Source organism: Enterobacter cloacae complex sp. 2015409 (assembly GCF_041365315.1).
In the GTDB taxonomy this organism is placed as follows: Bacteria; Pseudomonadota; Gammaproteobacteria; order Enterobacterales; family Enterobacteriaceae; genus Enterobacter; species Enterobacter pseudoroggenkampii.
In genome coordinates, this window is the sequence record NZ_JBFTVM010000001.1 from 217,701 (window position 1) to 237,538 (window position 19,838).

Here is a 19,838-nt window from a genome sequence, read left to right on the forward strand (position 1 = left end):
AATGACAAAGTATGCTTTGGTAGGTGATGTGGGCGGCACAAACGCGCGCCTCGCATTATGCGATGTAAGTAGCGGTGAAATTTCCCGGGCGAAAACCTACTCAGGGCTGGATTATCCAAGCCTTGAGGCCGTTGTCCGCGTCTATCTGGACGAGCATCAGGTTAGCGTTGAAGATGGCTGCATCGCCATTGCCTGCCCGATAACCGGCGACTGGGTCGCAATGACCAACCATACCTGGGCATTCTCCATCGCCGAGATGAAAAAAAGCCTCGGCTTTGCGCATCTTGAAATCATCAATGACTTCACCGCGGTGTCCATGGCGATCCCGATGCTGAAGCCGGAGCATCTGATCCAGTTTGGCGGCGCTGAACCTGTCGAAGGTAAGCCGATTGCGGTTTACGGGGCCGGTACCGGCCTGGGCGTTTCACATCTGGTGCACGTTGCTCAGCGCTGGGTGAGCCTGCCGGGTGAAGGCGGCCACGTAGACTTTGCGGCAAACAGCGAAGAAGAGGGCATTATCCTCGAAGAATTACGCGCTGAGATCGGCCACGTCTCCGCCGAGCGTGTCCTTTCGGGGCCGGGGCTGGTGAACCTGTATCGGGCGATTGTGAAATCTGACGGTCGTCTGCCGGAAAACCTGCAGCCGAAAGACGTCACCGAACGCGCGCTGGCGGACACCTGCATTGACTGCCGTCGTGCCCTGTCGCTGTTCTGCGTGATTATGGGACGCTTCGGCGGCAACCTGGCGCTGACGCTGGGAACCTTCGGTGGGGTCTATATTGCGGGCGGGATCGTACCGCGCTTCCTCGACTTCTTTAAAGCCTCGGGCTTCCGCGGCGGGTTTGAGGATAAAGGGCGCTTCAGAAGCTACGTGCAGGACATTCCGGTTTATCTGATCGTGCATGATAATCCAGGCCTGCTGGGGTCGGGTGCCCACCTGCGTCAGGTTCTCGGTCAAATTCTCTGATGCATGGCCCTCTCCCGCGGGAGAGGGCTTTTTCTTTACAGGTGCATCAGTTGGCGGAACTCTTTCACCTTGCTGCGGCTCACCGGCACCTGAAAATCCAGATCCTTCAGGCGCAAAATGTAGGTGTTGTTAAACCAGGGTTCGATTTCGCGGATCTTGTTTAAATTCACGCAGAACGACCGGTGGCAACGGAAAAAGTGCGACGCAGGCAGCTTGCTGCAAAACTCGGTGATGTTCATCGCCATCACGTAAGATTCCCGCCGCGTATAAACAAACGTCATCTTTTCATGGGCTTCGGCATAGTAGATATCATTGACCGGCGTCACGATGATGCGCTCATCTTTGACCAGATTAATGGTGTCGTTTTCCCGTACCGTTGGGGTGGCGCTAGCGGGGGCGGTCTGCTGCTGCCATGCGGCCTCCAGCTTTTGCAGCATGCTGACAATCCGCGACTCCTGGTAAGGCTTAAGGATATAGTCAAACGCCTCCAGCTCGAAGGCCTCAACGGCGTGCTCTTTCCAGGCGGTAACGAAAACGATAAACGGCTTATGGGCAAACTGATTGATGTTTTGCGCCAGCAATACGCCATCCAGCGACGGAATGTTGATATCCAGGAAGATAGCGTCGACCCGGTTATGCTGCAAAAACTTCAGCACGTCTAGACCATCATCAAACGTACCCACAATCTCCATCTGGCTGTGGGTGTTGATAAGCCAGGTGAGCTCCTGTTGAGCCAGGAATTCATCTTCTACGATGATAACTTTCATGGGTTACTCCACCTGGGGCAACAGTGATGTTGTCGAATGAACGGGAGAGCGCTCATTCGGGACGTAAAAAGCAATTTCGGTGCCCGGCTCAAGACGCTGAATATGCAGTCCGTCGCCGTAAAGCAGCTTGACCCGGTGGTGCACGTTCAGCAGGCCGATTTTATTCCCGGGCATCTCGTTAGACTCCACGCGCTCAATGACTTTTGGGTCAATCCCGTGGCCGGTATCGCGCACGGCAATGCGTACCCGGTTACCGCTTTCGGTAATGCTGATGGTGACTACCCCTTTGCCTTTACAGGGCTGAATGCCGTGAACAATCGCGTTTTCGACCAGCGGCTGGATAAGCAGGCTCGGGATCACGCAGTTGACCTCTTCATCAATATCGTAAATGACCGTGAGCTTGTCACCAAAGCGCGCCTGTTCAATGGCGATGTAATCCTTGATCTGATACAGCTCTTTTTTGATGTCGATCTGCTCGTCATCTTTCAGCTCGATGTTGTAGCGCAGATAGCGGGACAGGTTAAAAATCAGCTGGCGCGCGGTGTCCGGATTAAGACGAATGGACGAGGAGATCGCGTTCAGCGCGTTAAACAGGAAATGGGGATTGATTTTGCTCTGCAGCGCGCGCAGCTCTGCCTTATTTGCCATCTCACGCAGCTGTTCTGCACGGGAGACTTCCAGCTGAGTGGAGATAATCTGCGACAGGCCAATCGCCATCTCCTGAAGGGAGGAGGTGATCTGATGCGCGTGACAGTAATAAATTTTCAGCGTGCCCGTCACGACGCCTTTCTCCCACAGCGGGATCACCAGCATGGAGTGGATTTCCGGCGTTCTGTGGGCTTCGTCATTGTTTTTAATAATGATTTTACCGTAATTGATCGCTTGTCTGGTGGTTGGGCTGATGGTGTCATCGTTGTCGCGATAGTTGTGTTCCCCGACGCCAACGTAGGCCAGCACGTGGTCAATATTGGTGATGGCGACGGCGTCTGCGTGGATGTCGTGGCGGATAATCTCGCAGACCTGACGCAACGATTCCGCGTTAACGTGGCGGAAAAGCGGCAGCGTTTTGTTGGCGATATCCAGCGCCAGCTTGGCCTGACGGGCGGCGCTGGCCTCTTTTTCCCCTTCAACGCTTTGCACCAGCAGCACGATAAAACCGATGCACACGCTGCCCAGGATCATCGGAATCCCGATTTTCGAGACGATATCCAGCCCCAGCGCGGTGGTGGGGGCCCAGACGACGACCAGGATCATAGTCAGCGTTTCGCACACCATGCCTGCGACGATCCCGGCGCGCCAGCGCTGTTTTTTCGGGATTTTGCGGCTGATCCAGCCGGAGAGCACCCCGGCGATAATGCTGGTAATAAAGCACGGCACCGCCGTTACGCCGCCGATATCAATCAGGTAGCGATGGGTTCCGGCAATCACGCCGGTGATAACGCCCACCCACGGGCCAAACAAAATTCCGCCGGACATCACGGCGATAATGCGCACGTTAACCAGCGAGCCCTCTACAGGCACGCCTGACCAGGTGCTGAACAGGGCGAACAGCGAAAAGATAGCGGTAACGGCCAGCAGCTCTTTTGGCGAGTGGGCGGATTTGTGCAACAGCTCGCGAAACAGGCGAATGCGGATGAGGAAGAACAGGCAAATCAGCATTAATGCCGCACGGTCAAAAACCGCCAGCAGCATAGTGAATATTTCGTGCACGAGTAGACCTGGGAAAACGGGAAAGAACCATGATAAAAAACCTGGCGCGTATTGACCAGCTATCCGTCAGGTTTATCAAATGAGGAAAAACCATAATTATTAAAGGGGATTGTCCGGAGGTAACGGACACGGCCTGATTTTTTATAGCCAGCGCATCGTCAGGTAACTGTTTTGATATCATCCTGTTAAATAACGGCTATCAGAAAGCCAACCCTGAAACAGGGGCTTCCGCTTTTTGGCACTGCCGGGTTCCGGTTTTCAGGCGATCGCTTTTTTTTCATTTCCCTCTCGACAGCATGATTTTTTTCAGGTTATTTTCTAAGCATGCCACATCGGTGGCAGCGTCGCTCGGACGGTCCGGGCGCTAACGTTAATCTGAGGAATCTATGGCTGAATTCAGTCCTGAACGCCGTTTTACGCGTATCGATCGTCTCCCCCCTTATGTTTTCAATATCACTGCTGAACTGAAAATGGCTGCGCGTCGGCGCGGCGAAGATATTATTGATTTCAGCATGGGTAACCCTGACGGCCCAACGCCGCCGCATATCGTTGAAAAGCTCTGCACGGTTGCCCAGCGTCCGGATACGCACGGCTACTCGACCTCTCGCGGTATTCCCAGATTGCGTCGCGCGATCTCGCGCTGGTATCAGGATCGCTATCAGGTTGATATCGATCCGGAAAGTGAAGCGATTGTCACCATCGGCTCGAAAGAGGGGCTGGCACACTTGATGCTGGCCACGCTGGATCATGGTGATACGGTGCTGGTGCCTAATCCAAGCTACCCGATCCACATCTACGGCGCGGTGATTGCCGGGGCGCAGGTCCGTTCCGTTCCGCTGGTGGAAGGTGTCGATTTCTTTAACGAACTGGAGCGTGCGATTCGCGAAAGTTATCCGAAACCGAAGATGATGATCCTCGGTTTCCCGTCGAACCCAACCGCCCAGTGCGTGGAGCTCGATTTCTTCGAGAAAGTCGTCGCCCTGGCTAAACGTTATGACGTGCTGGTGGTTCATGATTTAGCCTACGCTGACATCGTCTATGATGGCTGGAAAGCCCCTTCCATTATGCAGGTCCCGGGGGCGCGTGACGTGGCGGTAGAGTTCTTTACGCTGTCAAAAAGCTACAATATGGCGGGCTGGCGTATTGGCTTTATGGTGGGTAACAAAACGCTGGTGAGTGCCCTGGCGCGCATTAAGAGTTACCACGACTACGGTACCTTCACGCCGCTACAGGTCGCGGCTATCGCTGCCCTGGAAGGCGACCAGCAGTGCGTTCACGAGATTGCCGCCCAGTATAAGCGCCGCCGTGACGTGCTGGTAAAGGGCTTGCATGAAGCAGGCTGGATGGTGGAAATGCCGAAGGCGTCCATGTACGTCTGGGCGAAAATTCCGGAGCCGTACGCGGCGATGGGATCGCTGGAGTTTGCAAAAAAGCTGCTGCAGGATGCGAAGGTGTGTGTGTCACCGGGCATTGGCTTTGGTGATTACGGCGACACCCATGTGCGATTTGCCCTGATTGAAAACAGCGATCGTATCCGTCAGGCGGTGAGGGGCATCAAGAGTATGTTCCGGGCCGACGGTCTTCTCACTTCAAAGAGCGTCGCTGAACATCCCGCGTCGTCATGACATAAAAAAACAGGAGCCGATGGCTCCTGTTTTTTTGACTGCATGTTCTTCACTAGATCATCAGGGCAAAGGTTCCGGCCCAGACTAAAACAATCACCGAAATGCCCATAAAGAAATATTTCACGTTTCATCGCTCCGCGTATCTTGTGGTACGCATTTAAAAACAGAGTCCACCTGATTATAGAGAACTGAAATCCGGTCAAAACGGAAATGAGAATTTTCCCGTTACGCCGTTAACTCCAGTTCAGAATTCTGTGCTTTCCTGTTGCCAGACGGCGCTAATGTACGCCTAAAAATGAGGGGTGACAAGAGGCATTTTTTTAAATAATTTCCGTTACTTACGGGTGTCGTGGAACGGCGACAGTTTGATTTCGCATCGCAATAAATTCACTTTGGGCGACGCAATGAAAGAGGGCTTCTCAACGGGATGACAGGTGATTGAAAAGGTTAGTTTCTTAGCGAAACTAACCTTCCTGAAAGACTTAAATATAGAGAGAGGCTTCGCCAAGAGGGCGGGTTTTGAAACGGCGATGCATCCACAGATACTGCTCTGGCGCACGCATGATTTCAGTTTCGATGACTTTATTGATAAACGCTGCGGCTTCGCACTCGTTTTCCGGATAGTTAGCCATTTCAGGGGAGATGTGCAGACGATAGCCTGACTTATCTGCTTTTCTCACCATCGTTACGGTCAGCATGGAAGCGCCCGACAGACGCGAAATGACAAAGGTGCCATTAGTCGTCGCAACGTCTTTAACGGCAAAGAAAGGCGCAAAACTGCTGCCTTTACGTCCATAATCCTGATCGGGTGCAAACCAGACGGCTTCACCTTTCTTCAGAGCACCGACCATACCGCGCAGGTTATTACGGCTGATCATCGCCTTATTGGAACGCATGCGGCCACGCGTCTGGACCCACTCCATCAGCGCACTGTTGTGGGGTCTGTAGGTTGCCATCATTGGCTGGCAAAGGCCCATCACGCGGCCACCCAGTTCCAGCGACATAAAGTGAACGCCGACGACCATCACGCCGCGTTTTTGCATCTGCGCGCGTTTAAGGTTATCCAGTCCTTCTACATCAAACCACTTACGGACACGCTCATCCGGCCAGAACCAGGCCATGCCGGTTTCAAGCAGCGCCATGCCGATAGACTTAAAGTTTTCAGCGATGAGCTTCTCGCGCTCTTCGGCATTGTACTGCGGAAAGCAAAGCTCAATATTTTTCCGTGCGATGGATTCGCGACGTTTCAGGAAAACGCGGGAAGCGCTGCCCAGTTTCGATCCCAGCAAACGCAGAACAGGGTACGGAAGTTGAACCAGCAGCCAGAGTACGCCAAGACCAAACCATGTAAACCAGTAACGCGGGTGTAAAAACGCGCGTTGAAATTTGGATTGAGACAAAATAGTAAAACCTATGTGAAGCCTGTAAAGGTAGCGCAGAGTTTGCGATACGACGTGCCGATAAGACCGTTCTTCAAGGTGATGGTTGCAGGCTTTACCGAACTTTACGGCGTTGCCTGGCCACTGCTGATTTGGGCGGGCGGCGTAATGTAGCACCGTTATACGATATGTGCTATTACTCGTTTTTGATTAAAAAAGCGGCAGTTTGGAAGGTGCTTGATTTTACAGATTTTATAATCACTCGCATGCAAGAGTATGCCGTCTGCCCTATCCGGGAAGAGAGAGCATCTTCTGATGAGGGTGTGTGGATAAAAGAGCAGCGTACTTATTCGTGACCGATTACGCACTTGTGAAGTTTATTTATCGCTTCAACATTCGCGAATAGGAAAATTCCATGTGAAAATTCTCATGTATTATTTATGCAACCAATAATTCAGTTTGTATCCATTACTGAAAAGCATTCTGTTTTATTGCGCTGCAATAATACATTGCCCTCAATTCATGATTTTTGGTCTCAACATTTTGATGCAAATCAATATAACGTATTTTTCCTGGCGTCTATCTGTATGCGATCATTTTTTCGATACAAATATTCGGTTTGCATACCAAAAGCAGTGTCTTTTTCTGAGATGGCAGAGTAATTCGCCATAATGTTTTAGTGGAAAATTCTTAAGAAATTTCTTATCTCAGATAAAAGATCTGCATATTTGATTTTGATTCGATCATTATTCTATTATTGCGCATCAAGAACGATACCGTGAAGTTGGCATAGCAAAACAAAGAGGGATGATTAGATGGCTGACAGTTTTCAGAATGAGGTGCCTAAGGCACGTATTAACCTGAAGCTTGACCTGCATACTGGCGGAGCAAGCAAGAAAATGGAATTACCCTTGAAATTGCTTGTTGCGGGTGATTTCAGTAATGGGCAGGAATCTGCGACAATATCTGAGCGCGAAAAGATTAACATCACCAAAAATAATTTTGACAGCGTTCTTTCCGAATATTCCCCAAAAGTTAACCTGGCCGTTAAAAATACGCTGTCTGACGATGGTGGTGAGGACAACATTCAGCTGGCTTTCCAGAGCATGAAAGATTTCACGCCAGAGCAGGTGGCTGCCCAAATTCCACAGCTGAAGGCGATGCTGGCGATGCGCAACTTGCTCCGCGATCTGAAAGCCAATCTGCTGGATAACCAGACTTTCCGAAAAGAGCTGGAGAAAATCGTTCTTGATCAGTCACTTAGTGCTGAGTTGCGAAATGAACTATCCGCACTGGCTTCAAAAAAACCTTAACCATCATGCTGTTTTAACGGATTAATCAAGGAATGCTCATGTCTGTACAAAATAATACTGCTGGCGGGGAAAGCGTGGTGCTGGAACGCCCTGCTGTGGGTGGGGTATACGCTTCACTGTTTGAGAAAATCAATCTGAACCCTGTCTCCGAACTGAGCGCGCTGGATATCTGGCAAGATGCGCAGGCGATGTCGGATGCGACCGCTGACGAGCGTCTCACCGCAGGTATGCAGGTCTTTCTGGAATGCCTGACCAAGGCAGGCTCGAAAGTCGAAAAACTGGATAAAAGCCTGATCGATCACCACATCGCTGAGCTCGATTACCAGATAAGCCGCCAGCTCGACGCCGTTATGCACCATGAAGATTTTCAGGCAGTTGAGAGTCTGTGGCGCGGCGTGAAGTCGCTGGTTGATAAAACAGATTTTCGCCAGAACGTGAAAATTGAGCTTCTGAGCATGTCTAAAGAAGACCTGCGCCAGGACTTTGAAGACAGCCCGGAAATCATCCAGAGTGGTCTGTATAAACACGCCTATATTGATGAATATGATACCCCGGGCGGCGAGCCGATTGCGGCGCTGATTTCCGCTTATGAGTTCGATGCTTCAGCGCAGGATGTCGCTCTGCTGCGCAACATCTCTAAAGTATCCGCGGCTGCGCATATGCCGTTTATCGGCTCGGCAGGACCGAAACTCTTCCTCAAGGAGTCCATGGAAGACGTCGCGGCGATTAAAGATATTGGTAACTATTTTGACCGCGCAGAGTACATCAAGTGGAAATCGTTCCGCGATACGGACGACGCTCGCTACATCGGTCTGGTGATGCCCCGCGTACTGGGTCGTTTACCGTATGGCCCGGATACCGTTCCGGTTCGCAGCTTCAACTATGTTGAAGAAGTCAAAGGTCCGGATCACGACAAATACCTGTGGACGAATGCGTCGTTTGCCTTCGCGTCCAACATGGTGCGTAGCTTTATCAATAATGGCTGGTGCGTACAAATCCGTGGCCCACAGGCCGGCGGTGCGGTTCAGGATCTGCCTATCCATCTGTATGACCTGGGTACCGGCAATCAGGTAAAAATCCCGTCTGAGGTCATGATCCCTGAAACGCGTGAGTTCGAGTTCGCGAATCTGGGCTTTATTCCTTTGTCCTACTATAAAAACCGCGACTACGCCTGCTTCTTCTCAGCCAACTCCGCTCAGAAACCGGCTCTGTATGACACCGCAGATGCGACGGCTAACAGCCGCATCAACGCCCGCCTGCCGTACATCTTCCTGCTGTCGCGTATCGCCCACTACCTGAAGCTGATTCAGCGCGAGAACATCGGTACTACCAAGGATCGCCGACTCCTGGAGCTGGAGCTGAACACCTGGGTCCGCAGTCTGGTGACCGAAATGACCGATCCGGGCGACGAACTTCAGGCATCTCATCCACTGCGTGATGCAAAAGTGGTGGTGGAAGATATTGAGGATAACCCGGGCTTCTTCCGCGTGAAATTGTATGCGATTCCGCACTTCCAGGTGGAAGGGATGGACGTCAACCTGTCGCTGGTTTCCCAGATGCCGAAAGCGAAATCGTAAGGCGAGGGGTGATCAGGGATGAAAATTTACCGCCCACTTTGGGAGGATGGGGCCGCTCTGGCCCCGCAACAGTTCCAGCAGCAGGTCCGCTGGAGTGAGCACGTTGCCAGCATGGTCGCCCGGATGGGTATTTCTCATCCCTGGGGCGTGGTTGCGGCAGAATTTGATGATGCTGCACTTGCGCTCTCGCGTCTGAATGCCATCCGTCTGGTCGTAAGTTTCCAGGATGGCACGATTGTTGATACGGATCTGGCGGATAATATTCCGCCGGTCTGTGATTTGTCTGCCGCAAACGGCGCAGAGGCCGTTGAGGTGGTTGCCGCATTGCCGCTGCTGAGCGCCAGTGGTGGCAACCTCGATAACGGACAGGACAGTGAACGCCCGCGTCGCTGGAAAGCCGAACGTGTGGTGGTGCAGGAACTGGCTGGGTATGAAAGCGGAGAGTTGGCCATTTTGCGTCATGCGCTGACCCTGCGTTTGTCCAGCCAGGAAAATACGGCATACCTGACCTGTCCGGTGACCCGCCTGGTGCGTAATGCTCAGGGGCAGTGGAGCCGGGACCCGGCTTTCATTCCGCCGATGCTTTCCCTTTCTGCAAGCCCGTCGCTGGCCACCGAACTGGGTGACCTGCTGGTTCGTCTGCAGGCCCGCCGCCGTCGCCTGATGGCTATGCGCCGTGAAAGCAATGAGCGGATGGCAGACTTTGCTGTCGCGGATGTCTCCCTGTTCTGGCTGCTGAATGCGCTGAACAGCGCCGAGCCGGTGTTAACGGAACTTCTGCAGACGCCTGATCGTCACCCGGAACTCCTGTACCGCGAACTGACTCGTCTTGCCGGCAGCCTGCTGACATTCTCCCTGGAACATGACGCCGGGGACATTCCTGCTTATCAGCACGATGCACCGGAACGGGTATTCCCGCCTTTGCTGGCATTGCTGGACAAGCTCTTTGAAGCGAGCCTGCCGTCGCGGGTCGTAAGAATCCACCTCGAGCATCAGGACCAGATCTGGAAAGGTGCCCTGCACGACGCGCGTCTGCGCGAAGGGGCGGACTTCTACCTCTCAGTACGTTCTTCCATGCCGAACCATGAGCTTCAGACAAAATTCCCGCAGTTGTGTAAAGCGGGCAGCTTTGATGATGTTTCGGATGTGGTGAATGTAGCGCTGAGTGGGATGCTGATTAAGCCTTTGACGCATGTTCCGGCCGCTATCCCGTTGCGCCTTGAGAATCAGTATTTCTCGCTGGATCTGAGCAGTGAGGCGGCTCGCGCCATGCTTGAGATGGGCTGTTGCACCTTCTATACCCCGCGCTCGCTGGGGGATGTTGATCTCGAACTCTTTGCGGTGCTGCGTACATGAATAAATCTGAACTCAGCCAGATAGAACGTATTTTCTACCCGGGCTGGCTGATGGCCAGCCAGATACGGGGCGGTCAGGAAGTCCGTGACGGGGAAGGGCTATACCGGAGGGCCTGCCGTCTGGTGCAAGAGGCGAAAGCGGCGCTCACTGAGGCTGGTTACAGCGACATCAGCCGTGACCATATGGTGTATACCCTGTGTGCACTGCTTGATGAGAGCGTGATGAACCGGGGAACCACCGATGCTGGCTACCTGACCTGGCGCCGTGACCCGCTGCAGGCACACTTCTTTGGTACCCTCAACGCAGGTGAAGAGCTGTGGGAAAGGATCCGTAACCTGCTGAAAGAAACAGCCCCTGATACCGCCGTCCTGACCTGTATGTACCGGGCTCTGCAACTGGGGTTCGTGGGACAGTATCGCGCTCAGGATGATGAGCGTAGGGAAGATATTGTTCGCGCTCTCGCAGAGCGGGTGCCCGCCTTCACATTGGCACAAGATGCCCCCATTGTTGCCCGCGCATCGCGTCTGCGCAGCGGCCGTCGCTGGTACTGGCTGAGCTGGGTTGTGGCCGCTGTCGCCCTGGCAGCGCTCTGGTTCTTCCTTTCGTCTTCGCTTACCGAACTGGTAAGCCAGATCGTCAGGCCGGGGTAAGCGATGCGGGATATGTACCGAAGTCTGTTAACTGCCCTGGGTGCCATTCTGGCGCTGTGGCTCGTTCTGGGATTCTGGCCACTGTCCACGGGCAGCCGTGTAGCACTCGGTCTTCTGGTTGCTCTGGCGGCCGGAGTTATTTTCTGGTGCCAGCGTCGGGGTTCTCTGGCGAGGGCAACCGCTGTTCGTGAGATCGTGGATGAAAGCCTGCCGCCGGAAGATTTTCAGGGGGCGGTTATCTTTGTCTGTGGTGATAACGCTCCACTCTTTGTGTCCGGAACCCGTCACCGGGAAACCCGGCAGGGCTGGTATCTGTGGGTAAAGGATGCAGAGCAACTACCGCTCTTTGCACAGCACCTGAGTTTGGTGCGCCCGGCTCTGGTGTCGCAAATCTCGGTCATGCTGGCGGTTGTGCCTGAGCAGCACATATCCAGCGATGATTTTACCCAGTCTCTTCGGGGCTGGCAGCGTGCTGTCGTCCAGTGTCGCGCGGCATTCGGCACGCTCCCTCCATTATGGACCGTAACCTGGGTGTCACCACCGGCGGCGTATGCGGAAGCCGATCCTGTCTGGTTTACCACGGTAAGCCAGCGGAGCGGTATTCAGGTCTATCAGCCTGGTCAGGGCAATGTGTCACTGACGGAGTGGGCCCGGGATACTGGGTCAGACGGACGTTTTTCCCGTCTGAGTCAGATCCTGTGGCTGGACAGTCTGCTTGCCTGGCAGAAGAGCGCGGTGAATGACTTGTTGTCGGTACGGCGGGGTGAGTTACCCGTGATGAAGCCCTGTGTGCAGGGCATGTGCATGGTGCGAGTGAACGGTATCGCGGGCAATCTCTGGCAACAGCACATTACCTCTGTGACGGCGCTGCCGCCGGATGCGGCCGTGACCACAGAGCCACTGCCGCTACCTGAACTGCTTCTGCCGGCGTTACCACGCCGACATGGTATTAGCCGTCGGAAGGTATTCTGGGGTTATGCCGGGCTACTCGGGGGCATTTTCCTTGCGTTGGCGATGCTGGCGTCCTGGATGAACAATCAGCGTCTCATCCGTAACGTTGGCGATCATCTTGCACTGTATCACCAACTGAGCGGTAAGCCTGTTGAACCGAAACTGCACGCGCAGCAGCGCCTGCGGGCTGATAGTGCGTTGCTCGACGACTGGCTGCGTCGTGGGGAACCACTACGTTATCGCCTGGGACTATATCAGGGGCTGCGCCTGGTTCCGCTCGTTGAGGCCGCTCTCAGCGACTGGGCACCTCCGCCACCGCCTCCACCAGTCATTAAGAAAATCATCCAGGGACCGAAAACCATTCGCCTCGACAGCATGTCGCTGTTCGATTCCGGCAAGTTCGTGCTGAAAGCGGGTTCCACCAGGATGCTGGTGAATTCACTGGTTGGCATCAAAGCGAAACCGGGCTGGCTGATTGTCGTCTCCGGGCATACCGATAACACGGGCAATCCGCAGCTGAACCAGACGCTGTCTCTGAAACGCGCCGAAGCGGTGCGCAACTGGATGCGTGACACCGGCGACGTGCCCGAAAGCTGTTTTGCGGTGCAGGGCTATGGCGAAAGCCGTCCTGTCGCAACCAACGACACCCTGGAAGGGCGTGCGCTCAACCGCCGTGTCGAAATCAGTCTGGTACCGCAGGCGAACGCCTGTCAGATACCCGGCAAACACCCGGCGCCATCGCAGGATGATGGCGCTTCACTACACAATGGAGAGTAATTCCATGGCAATTCCTGTTTATCTTTGGCTGAAGGACGACGGCGGCGCGGACATCAAAGGGTCTGTTGACGTTCAGGATCGTGAAGGCAGCATCGAAGTGGTTGCACAGGAGCATAACCTGTACATCCCAACCGACAACAACACCGGCAAGCTGACCGGCACCCGCATCCACACGCCGTTCCTGTTCACGAAGGAAATCGATTCCTCCAGCCCGTATCTGTACAAGGCGGTGACAACCGGTCAGACCCTGAAATCCGCTGAGTTCAAGTGGTACAAAATCAACGACGCGGGCCAGGAAGTGGAGTACTTCAACACCAAACTGGAAAACGTGAAGGTAGTGAAAGTGAATCCTGAAATGTATGACATCAAGGATCCTTCTAAAGAGAAGCACAACCACCTTGAACGCGTTGAACTGCGTTACGAAAAAATCACCTGGACCTACAAAGACGGCAACATCATTCATTCCGATTCCTGGAACGAACGCGCCACGGCGTAATCCTGATGCGGGCAGGTTTTCCTGTCCGCAGTTTTTTGCTGAGTGCCTGAGATGCGGGCACTCAGCAAAGAAAAAACAATCTGCCTGCCTGACCTTATGCGCTTTGGTGAACAGCGAGGGGCGGTAGCGTGTCCAGGAACCGACAAAGAGAGAATCTCATGGAAAATCCAGCCATCCTGTTACGTCGTCTGAACCCTTACTGTGCCCGAGCGATGGAAGGCGCAGCTTCGCTCTGTCAGACCCGTGCGCATGCCGAAATTCTGCCGGAGCACTGGCTGCTGAAGCTGCTGGAGCAGGGGGAAGGTGACCTGACGGTGTTGGCGCGTCGCTATGAATGGGATATGGATGGCATCTGGCAGGATTTGCTTGGCTGGCTCGACAGACAACCTCGCTCCGTGCGCCATCGGCCCCAGCTCTCTGATGACATCCAGACTCTGATGCAGCAAGCCTGGCTACTGGCCTCACTCAATGGTGAAGAGCACATTCGCAGCGTCCATCTGCTTATGGCGCTGGTGGAAAAACCAAAACTGGCACGTTGTGACGGCCTTTGGCCGTTGTTAACGCTTGCTCAGAGCCAGCTGGAACGTCTGCGACCTTTGCTGGATGCGCAATCGGATGAGCGTCCGGAAATGCAGCGCGAAGCCGAGCTGGCACAGAACCACGGTGGCGAGGTGGAGTTTGTCGGGCGTCCGGCTGGTGCGGAAATGAAAGAGGGGGAACTGAGTCCTGCGCTGCAGAACGCGCTGGATAAATTCACCCTCGACGTCACCGCCAAAGCGAAGGAAGGGAAGATCGATCCGGTGTTTGGCCGTGACACAGAAATCCGCCAGATGGTGGATATCCTCTCTCGTCGCCGCAAAAACAACCCGATTCTGGTCGGCGAGCCGGGCGTGGGGAAAACCGCACTGGTTGAAGGTCTGGCATTGCGTATTGCCGAGGGTAATGTGCCTGAATCCCTGAAAACGGTCACTCTGCGTACCCTTGACCTGGGCCTGCTGCAGGCCGGTGCAGGCGTTAAAGGCGAGTTCGAACAGCGGCTGAAAAACGTCATCGATGCGGTGCAGCACTCCCCGTCCCCGGTCCTGCTATTTATTGATGAAGCGCATACCATCATCGGCGCGGGCAACCAGGCGGGGGGCGCCGATGCAGCGAACCTTCTGAAACCGGCGCTGGCGCGTGGTGAACTGCGTACCATTGCGGCCACTACCTGGAGCGAGTACAAGCAGTACTTCGAACGCGACGCGGCCCTGGAGCGTCGTTTCCAGATGGTAAAAGTCGATGAGCCTGACGACGACACCGCCTGCCTGATGCTCCGTGGTTTGAAATCCCGTTACGCCGAGCACCATCACGTGCACATTACCGACGATGCGGTGCGCGCTGCTGTTACGCTTTCCCGCCGCTATCTGACGGGCCGCCAGCTGCCGGACAAGGCGGTTGATCTGCTCGACACCGCCGCAGCGCGCGTCCGCATGAGCCTCGACACGGTGCCGGAACAGCTGACCTGCATTCGCTCGCAGATTACCTCTCTTGAAATGGAGAAGCAGGCGCTGCTGGAAGATATTGCTGTCGGCAATCAGAGCCATGGTGAACGCCTGACCGTCATTGAGCAGGAAGAGAACGCTCTGATCGTTGCTCTCGACGAGCTTGAAACGCAGTACGGGCAGGAACTGAAACTCACCGAACAACTGCTGGAAAGCCGTCAGGATATCTCCCGTCAAAGCGAGACGCGCGCGCTGCAGCAGGAACTGAACGGCATGCAGCACAGCAACCCGCTGCTCTCCCTGGATGTGGACGTACGCACCGTTGCCAACGTGATTGCTGACTGGACAGGCGTTCCGCTGTCATCGCTGATGAAAGATGAGCAGACCGAACTGCTGACCCTGGAAAATGAAATGGGTAAACGTGTGGTCGGGCAGGATGTAGCGCTCGAGGCCATCGCCCAGCGTTTGCGTGCGGCAAAAACGGGTCTCACCTCCGAGAATGGCCCGCAGGGCGTATTCCTGCTGGTGGGACCGAGCGGGGTGGGGAAAACCGAAACCGCGCTTGCGCTGGCCGATGTCATGTACGGCGGTGAGAAGTCACTCATTACGATTAACCTCTCAGAATACCAGGAGCCGCATACGGTTTCCCAACTGAAGGGCTCACCTCCGGGTTACGTCGGTTATGGCCAGGGAGGGATCCTGACCGAAGCCGTGCGCAAGCGCCCGTATAGTGTGGTTTTGCTCGATGAAGTCGAAAAAGCCCACCGCGACGTGATGAACCTGTTTTATCAGGTATTTGATCGCGGCTTTATGCGTGATGGCGAAGGGCGTGAAATCGACTTCCGTAACACTGTTATTCTGATGACCTCCAACCTCGGCAGCGACCACCTGATGCAGTTGCTCGACGAACAGCCGGAGGCCAGCGAAGGCGATCTCCACGAGCTGCTGCGTCCGATCCTGCGTGACCACTTCCAGCCCGCGTTGCTGGCCCGCTTCCAGACCGTCATTTACCGTCCGCTGGCGGAAGCGGCTATGCGTACCATCGTGGAAATGAAGCTGTTACAGGTTAGCAAGCGCCTGCATCGACACTACGGCCTGAGCACGCACATTGATGAAAGCCTTTATGACGCGCTGACCTCAGCCTGCCTGCTGCCGGACACCGGCGCACGCAACGTCGACAGCCTGCTCAATCAGCAAATTCTGCCGGTGCTGAGCCAGCAGCTGCTCACGCACATGGCCACGAAGCAGAAGCCACACAGCCTGACGCTGGGCTGGGATGACGAAGAAGGGATTGTGCTGGCGTTTGATTAACTGGTTTATCTAAAGGGTAGCAATTATGGACAGCGCAAAAGAGATTGCCAGAGATATGCTTGAGGCCATTCATATCGATGGGGCTGGGTTTATCGGTGCTGTGGCGAAAGGTGTTATTTCCTTACCCGTCAGCCTTGCCTATCTTGGCTATGATTTTATAGATACGGAACACCGCAGAGAGAATCAGGATGATAAATTTCGGTTAGCAGCACTGGTTAAAAAAGTAACTTTTAACGATGAGGTTATTTATAAGGTTATTAAACCATTTATAGATGATTTTGTTTCTCATGTAGATACGCATAAAATTTCATATTTTTCAAGAAATATATCTGGTAGTGTTATAGGTAAAATGATGTTCTCGCAGTTTACGGGGGGTAACCTCGGAAGGGCGATTATATCTCAAGGAGTTGGTGCCTTTTTTTCTGGTTCTGTTGCTGGTGGTGTATTGGGAGTTGGTGCTGAAGCATCAAGATCTATTTATACATCGCGGTACTTGCGTGAAAGAAACCCCATAATGTATGAGAAATTATACAGTATGGGTGATTTTGATCTTTTTTATTATCTTGTTGAGGACATTGTTAGGCCTTATGAGACGGCTTGTGAAATTGAAAAGATAAATCCTGAAGAGTTTAATAATGTCTGCGAATACTTCTTTGGGGGTTTATGAATATAAAAGATTTTATACTTATCATTGTTTCACGGATCGTAGCCAGTATCGGGATGACGCTAGGAACTATCAGTATGGTTTACTCTTTCTACTGTTTCTTTTTTTCAGCCGATCCTTACCGCTTTATTCTGGGTGGGGCAGGTATAGTAGCCTTTCTCATAGGTTATGGACTTTATAAATTCGCCTTGAAATATATTTATGATGAATGGGAACATTATAGGTAATATTTATAATGTTTGTTGAGTTTGGTTCTGTTTAATATCATTCTAACCCAGGACAGGAATTATAGAAATGGAAAATACATTTAAAATGACAGAGGGCATCCTTAATCGCTATAAACTGGATATTCCTTCCTGCCCTTATCCATTGGATGTGGAACGTTTTGATGGTTTAGAACAAATGAGTGCTCTCTATCATTACACCATTCGTTTTACCAGTTCACATCCGGATCTTACGGCTGAAATGATGTTAAGTAAAACCGTTACCCTGAGCATGGGGGTGGGGAAACTATTAGATTCTGTTGTCGGTAAAATTGTTCATGGTGTGGTGACAAATTTCCGACGCCTGACCGGTTCACGCGATCAGGTTGCGTATGAAATTATTCTGGAACCTTTTATATCCTTACTGGATAAGCAGTTTCGTACTCACCGTTTCTTCGTCAACAAATCAGTGCCTGAAGTGGTAGAGCAAATTCTTGGTGAGCATGGTTTGAAGGGGTGGGAATATGAATTCAAGCTTAAACAAACCTACCCAAAACGGGAACAGATAAATCAGTACCAGGAAAGTGACCTCGCGTTTATCGAACGTCTGCTGGCTGAGGTGGGGATTTTTTACTTCTTCACCCTTCAACCGGATACCCAGACTGAAGTGGTGCACTTTGCGGATAAGCAGAGCGCCTGGACATTCGATAAAAAACTGCCACTTAACAGCCCTTCGGGCACCAATGACAATGCCGTTGACTCGGTGTGGGATATCCACGTCTGGCACAACGTGGTGGAACGTTCGGTCACCGCCAGCGACTATAACCATCGCGAAGCGCAGAATATTCTGACGTCCGTCCCGGCAGACATGACCCGGGGCGACGGTGACGGTATCACTTATGGTGATGTGTATCACTATCGTCCGCGTCACCTCGAGCGGGGTGACAAAATTACCCCTGCAACCGAAACCGGTAACTTCTGGGCTCGTCTGGAGCATGAACGTTTTTTGTCCGCCCAGACTACAGTGACCGGCAGCAGTACGGACCACACCCTGGGCCCGGCGCAGGTTCTTACCATTACCGAAACCGCTATCTCGCCGACACTACCCCGTGAAACGGAGAATGGTGTTGTTATTATCCGCACTGGCTACTACGGCAGCCGTAAGAATGCCTTGAAAGTGACATGGGTAGCGATGCCGTACTACGAGAACCGATGCTGGCGTCCAGCCGCGAAAAAGCGTCCGGTGGTCAGCGGCACCCTGATGGCGCGTGTGACCAGTGCCAAAGATAACGACATCTACGCCTGGCAGGATGCATCCGGCATGTACCGGGTGAAGTTTGATGCCGACCGTGATGATAAAAAGCAGGGCATGGAAAGCATGCCAGTGCGCTTTGCCAAGCCTTATGGTGGGGACAAATACGGATTCCACTTCCCGTTGATCCAGGGTACTGAAGTCGCCATTGCCTTCCATGAAGGCGATCCGGATCGGCCGTATATTGCCCATGCCATGCACGACTCCCGCCACGTCGACCACGTCACTGAGGCCAACAGCACGCGCAATGTTATCCGCACAGCCGGCCTGAACAAGCTGAGGATGGAGGACAAGCGGGGTGAGGAGCATATCAAGCTCAGCACGGAGTACGGGGGTAAGACGCAGCTTAATTTAGGACACCTGGTTAATGCAGAAAGGGCATTGCGCGGTGAAGGCGCTGAGTTGCGAACGGATGACTGGGTGAGTATCCGGGGTGGAAAAGGAATTTTCATAAGCGCCGATGATCAACCCAAAGCGCAGGGAAAAATGTTGGATATGAATGCAGCTGTTGCACAGTTACAGGACGCGCTACAGCTGGTGACCTCCCTGGCAGAAAGCGCCAAAGCATCCGGAGCAATGGAAGCCGATACGGGGTCTCAACAACAGCTTGGTAAGGTTCTTGCGCAATTAAAAGGGGCTGGACTACTGGCTTCAGCGCCTGCCGGTATTGGTTTTGTGACACCAAAAAATATCCAGATTTCTGCAGGTCATACGCTGACTGCAACTGCAGGTGAGAATGTGGATATGGGCATAATGAAAAAACTCACTGTAGCTGCGGGTGAAGCCATAAGCTTATTTGCCCAAAAGATGGGGATGAAGATATTCGCCGCAAGAGGCAAAGTGGATATTCAGGCGCAAACCGATGCCATGCGACTTCAGTCTGACAAAGCAATGAACCTCAACAGCGTCAGCAGTGAGATTGTGTTGAACGCGGCTCAGGGAATAACCCTGACTAGTAAAGGTGGTGCCTATATAAAAATCAAAGACGGCGCAGTGGAAATCGGAGCTCCCGGTAAAATAGATCTCAAAAGCGGGTCTATCTTATGGGGGGGAAGTGCGTCGCTTGAACAGGCTCTTTCTCCTGTGACGGTGAGTGATCCCGAGTTTCATAATCCTATGAATGGTGGATTCCAAATAAAAGATCAGGCTAATAATCAGCCTAAACCGTACATTCCTTATCGGATCGAGACAGAGGATGGACAGGTTATTCGTGGCGTCACGGATGAGAATGGATATACACAGGCCCATTATGGTGTGGATCCTAAAGCAATCAAATTATTTTTTGAATAATCAGGGGGG

At 53.2% G+C, this 19,838-nt stretch carries 16 protein-coding genes; 12 read left to right on the top strand and 4 right to left on the bottom strand.

What is annotated here, in order from left to right; translation table 11 throughout:
• Window position 1 precedes the first annotated feature (1 nt).
• On the top strand, window positions 2-967 hold the full coding sequence (gene glk, locus ACDO57_RS01020) for a glucokinase (RefSeq protein WP_370883427.1): 966 nt from the start codon (window positions 2-4) through the stop codon (window positions 965-967).
• Window positions 968-1,002: 35 nt separating this feature from the next.
• Here the strand turns inward: glk and ACDO57_RS01025 are convergent, their stop codons facing one another.
• Both ACDO57_RS01025 and ACDO57_RS01030 read right to left on the bottom strand, forming a co-directional pair.
• Complete coding sequence (locus tag ACDO57_RS01025) at window positions 1,003-1,734, bottom strand: LytTR family DNA-binding domain-containing protein (RefSeq protein ID WP_024907632.1); 732 nt, start codon at window positions 1,732-1,734, stop codon at window positions 1,003-1,005.
• 3 nt (window positions 1,735-1,737) lie between these two features.
• Entirely contained in the window at window positions 1,738-3,444 is a 1,707-nt protein-coding gene (locus ACDO57_RS01030) for a sensor histidine kinase (protein WP_024907633.1), read from the bottom strand.
• A gap of 386 nt (window positions 3,445-3,830) precedes the next feature.
• On the opposite strand from ACDO57_RS01030, the gene alaC reads away from it, so the two are divergent.
• Window positions 3,831-5,069, top strand: a complete 1,239-nt coding sequence (gene alaC, locus ACDO57_RS01035; protein WP_023308710.1) for an alanine transaminase — start codon at window positions 3,831-3,833, stop codon at window positions 5,067-5,069.
• 52 nt (window positions 5,070-5,121) lie between these two features.
• Here alaC and ypdK read toward each other — a convergent pair whose 3' ends face one another.
• Together ypdK and lpxP are read right to left on the bottom strand one after the other, a co-directional pair.
• Window positions 5,122-5,193, bottom strand: a complete 72-nt coding sequence (gene ypdK / locus ACDO57_RS01040) for a membrane protein YpdK (RefSeq protein ID WP_099458937.1) — start codon at window positions 5,191-5,193, stop codon at window positions 5,122-5,124.
• Between the two features lie 358 nt (window positions 5,194-5,551).
• Window positions 5,552-6,472, bottom strand: a complete 921-nt coding sequence (gene lpxP, locus ACDO57_RS01045) for a kdo(2)-lipid IV(A) palmitoleoyltransferase (protein ID WP_024907634.1) — start codon at window positions 6,470-6,472, stop codon at window positions 5,552-5,554.
• A gap of 12 nt (window positions 6,473-6,484) precedes the next feature.
• Here lpxP and ACDO57_RS01050 point away from each other — a divergent pair, with 12 nt between their 5' ends.
• From ACDO57_RS01050 to ACDO57_RS01095, 10 genes are all read left to right on the top strand, one after another.
• Window positions 6,485-6,622: a hypothetical protein gene (locus tag ACDO57_RS01050; protein WP_159427010.1), complete on the top strand. Its 138-nt coding sequence runs from the start codon at window positions 6,485-6,487 to the stop codon at window positions 6,620-6,622.
• 641 nt (window positions 6,623-7,263) lie between these two features.
• A complete protein-coding gene (gene tssB / locus ACDO57_RS01055) occupies window positions 7,264-7,761 on the top strand; it encodes a type VI secretion system contractile sheath small subunit (RefSeq protein WP_024907635.1) in 498 nt (165 codons plus the stop codon).
• Between the two features lie 32 nt (window positions 7,762-7,793).
• Window positions 7,794-9,338 carry a type VI secretion system contractile sheath large subunit gene (gene tssC, locus ACDO57_RS01060; RefSeq protein ID WP_024907636.1) on the top strand — a complete coding sequence of 515 codons (1,545 nt, stop codon included), beginning with the start codon at window positions 7,794-7,796 and terminating at the stop codon, window positions 9,336-9,338.
• A gap of 18 nt (window positions 9,339-9,356) precedes the next feature.
• Window positions 9,357-10,694, top strand: coding sequence for a type VI secretion system baseplate subunit TssK (tssK, locus tag ACDO57_RS01065; RefSeq protein ID WP_024907637.1), 1,338 nt, complete (start codon window positions 9,357-9,359; stop codon window positions 10,692-10,694).
• On the top strand, window positions 10,691-11,344 hold the full coding sequence (gene tssL / locus ACDO57_RS01070) for a type VI secretion system protein TssL, short form (protein WP_048990073.1): 654 nt from the start codon (window positions 10,691-10,693) through the stop codon (window positions 11,342-11,344). Before tssK ends, tssL begins: the two co-directional genes overlap by 4 nt.
• 3 nt (window positions 11,345-11,347) lie before the next feature.
• On the top strand, window positions 11,348-13,072 hold the full coding sequence (locus ACDO57_RS01075) for an OmpA family protein (RefSeq protein ID WP_157189526.1): 1,725 nt from the start codon (window positions 11,348-11,350) through the stop codon (window positions 13,070-13,072).
• Window positions 13,073-13,076: 4 nt separating this feature from the next.
• Window positions 13,077-13,568, top strand: coding sequence for a type VI secretion system effector Hcp (gene hcp / locus ACDO57_RS01080; protein ID WP_023325816.1), 492 nt, complete (start codon window positions 13,077-13,079; stop codon window positions 13,566-13,568).
• Between the two features lie 158 nt (window positions 13,569-13,726).
• Complete coding sequence (gene tssH / locus ACDO57_RS01085) at window positions 13,727-16,360, top strand: type VI secretion system ATPase TssH (protein WP_370883428.1); 2,634 nt, start codon at window positions 13,727-13,729, stop codon at window positions 16,358-16,360.
• A 25-nt stretch (window positions 16,361-16,385) separates the two neighbouring features.
• Window positions 16,386-17,027, top strand: a complete 642-nt coding sequence (locus ACDO57_RS01090; protein WP_248165301.1) for a hypothetical protein — start codon at window positions 16,386-16,388, stop codon at window positions 17,025-17,027.
• A 291-nt stretch (window positions 17,028-17,318) separates the two neighbouring features.
• Window positions 17,319-19,829 carry a type VI secretion system Vgr family protein gene (locus ACDO57_RS01095; protein WP_024907642.1) on the top strand — a complete coding sequence of 837 codons (2,511 nt, stop codon included), beginning with the start codon at window positions 17,319-17,321 and terminating at the stop codon, window positions 19,827-19,829.
• Window positions 19,830-19,838: the final 9 nt, after the last annotated feature.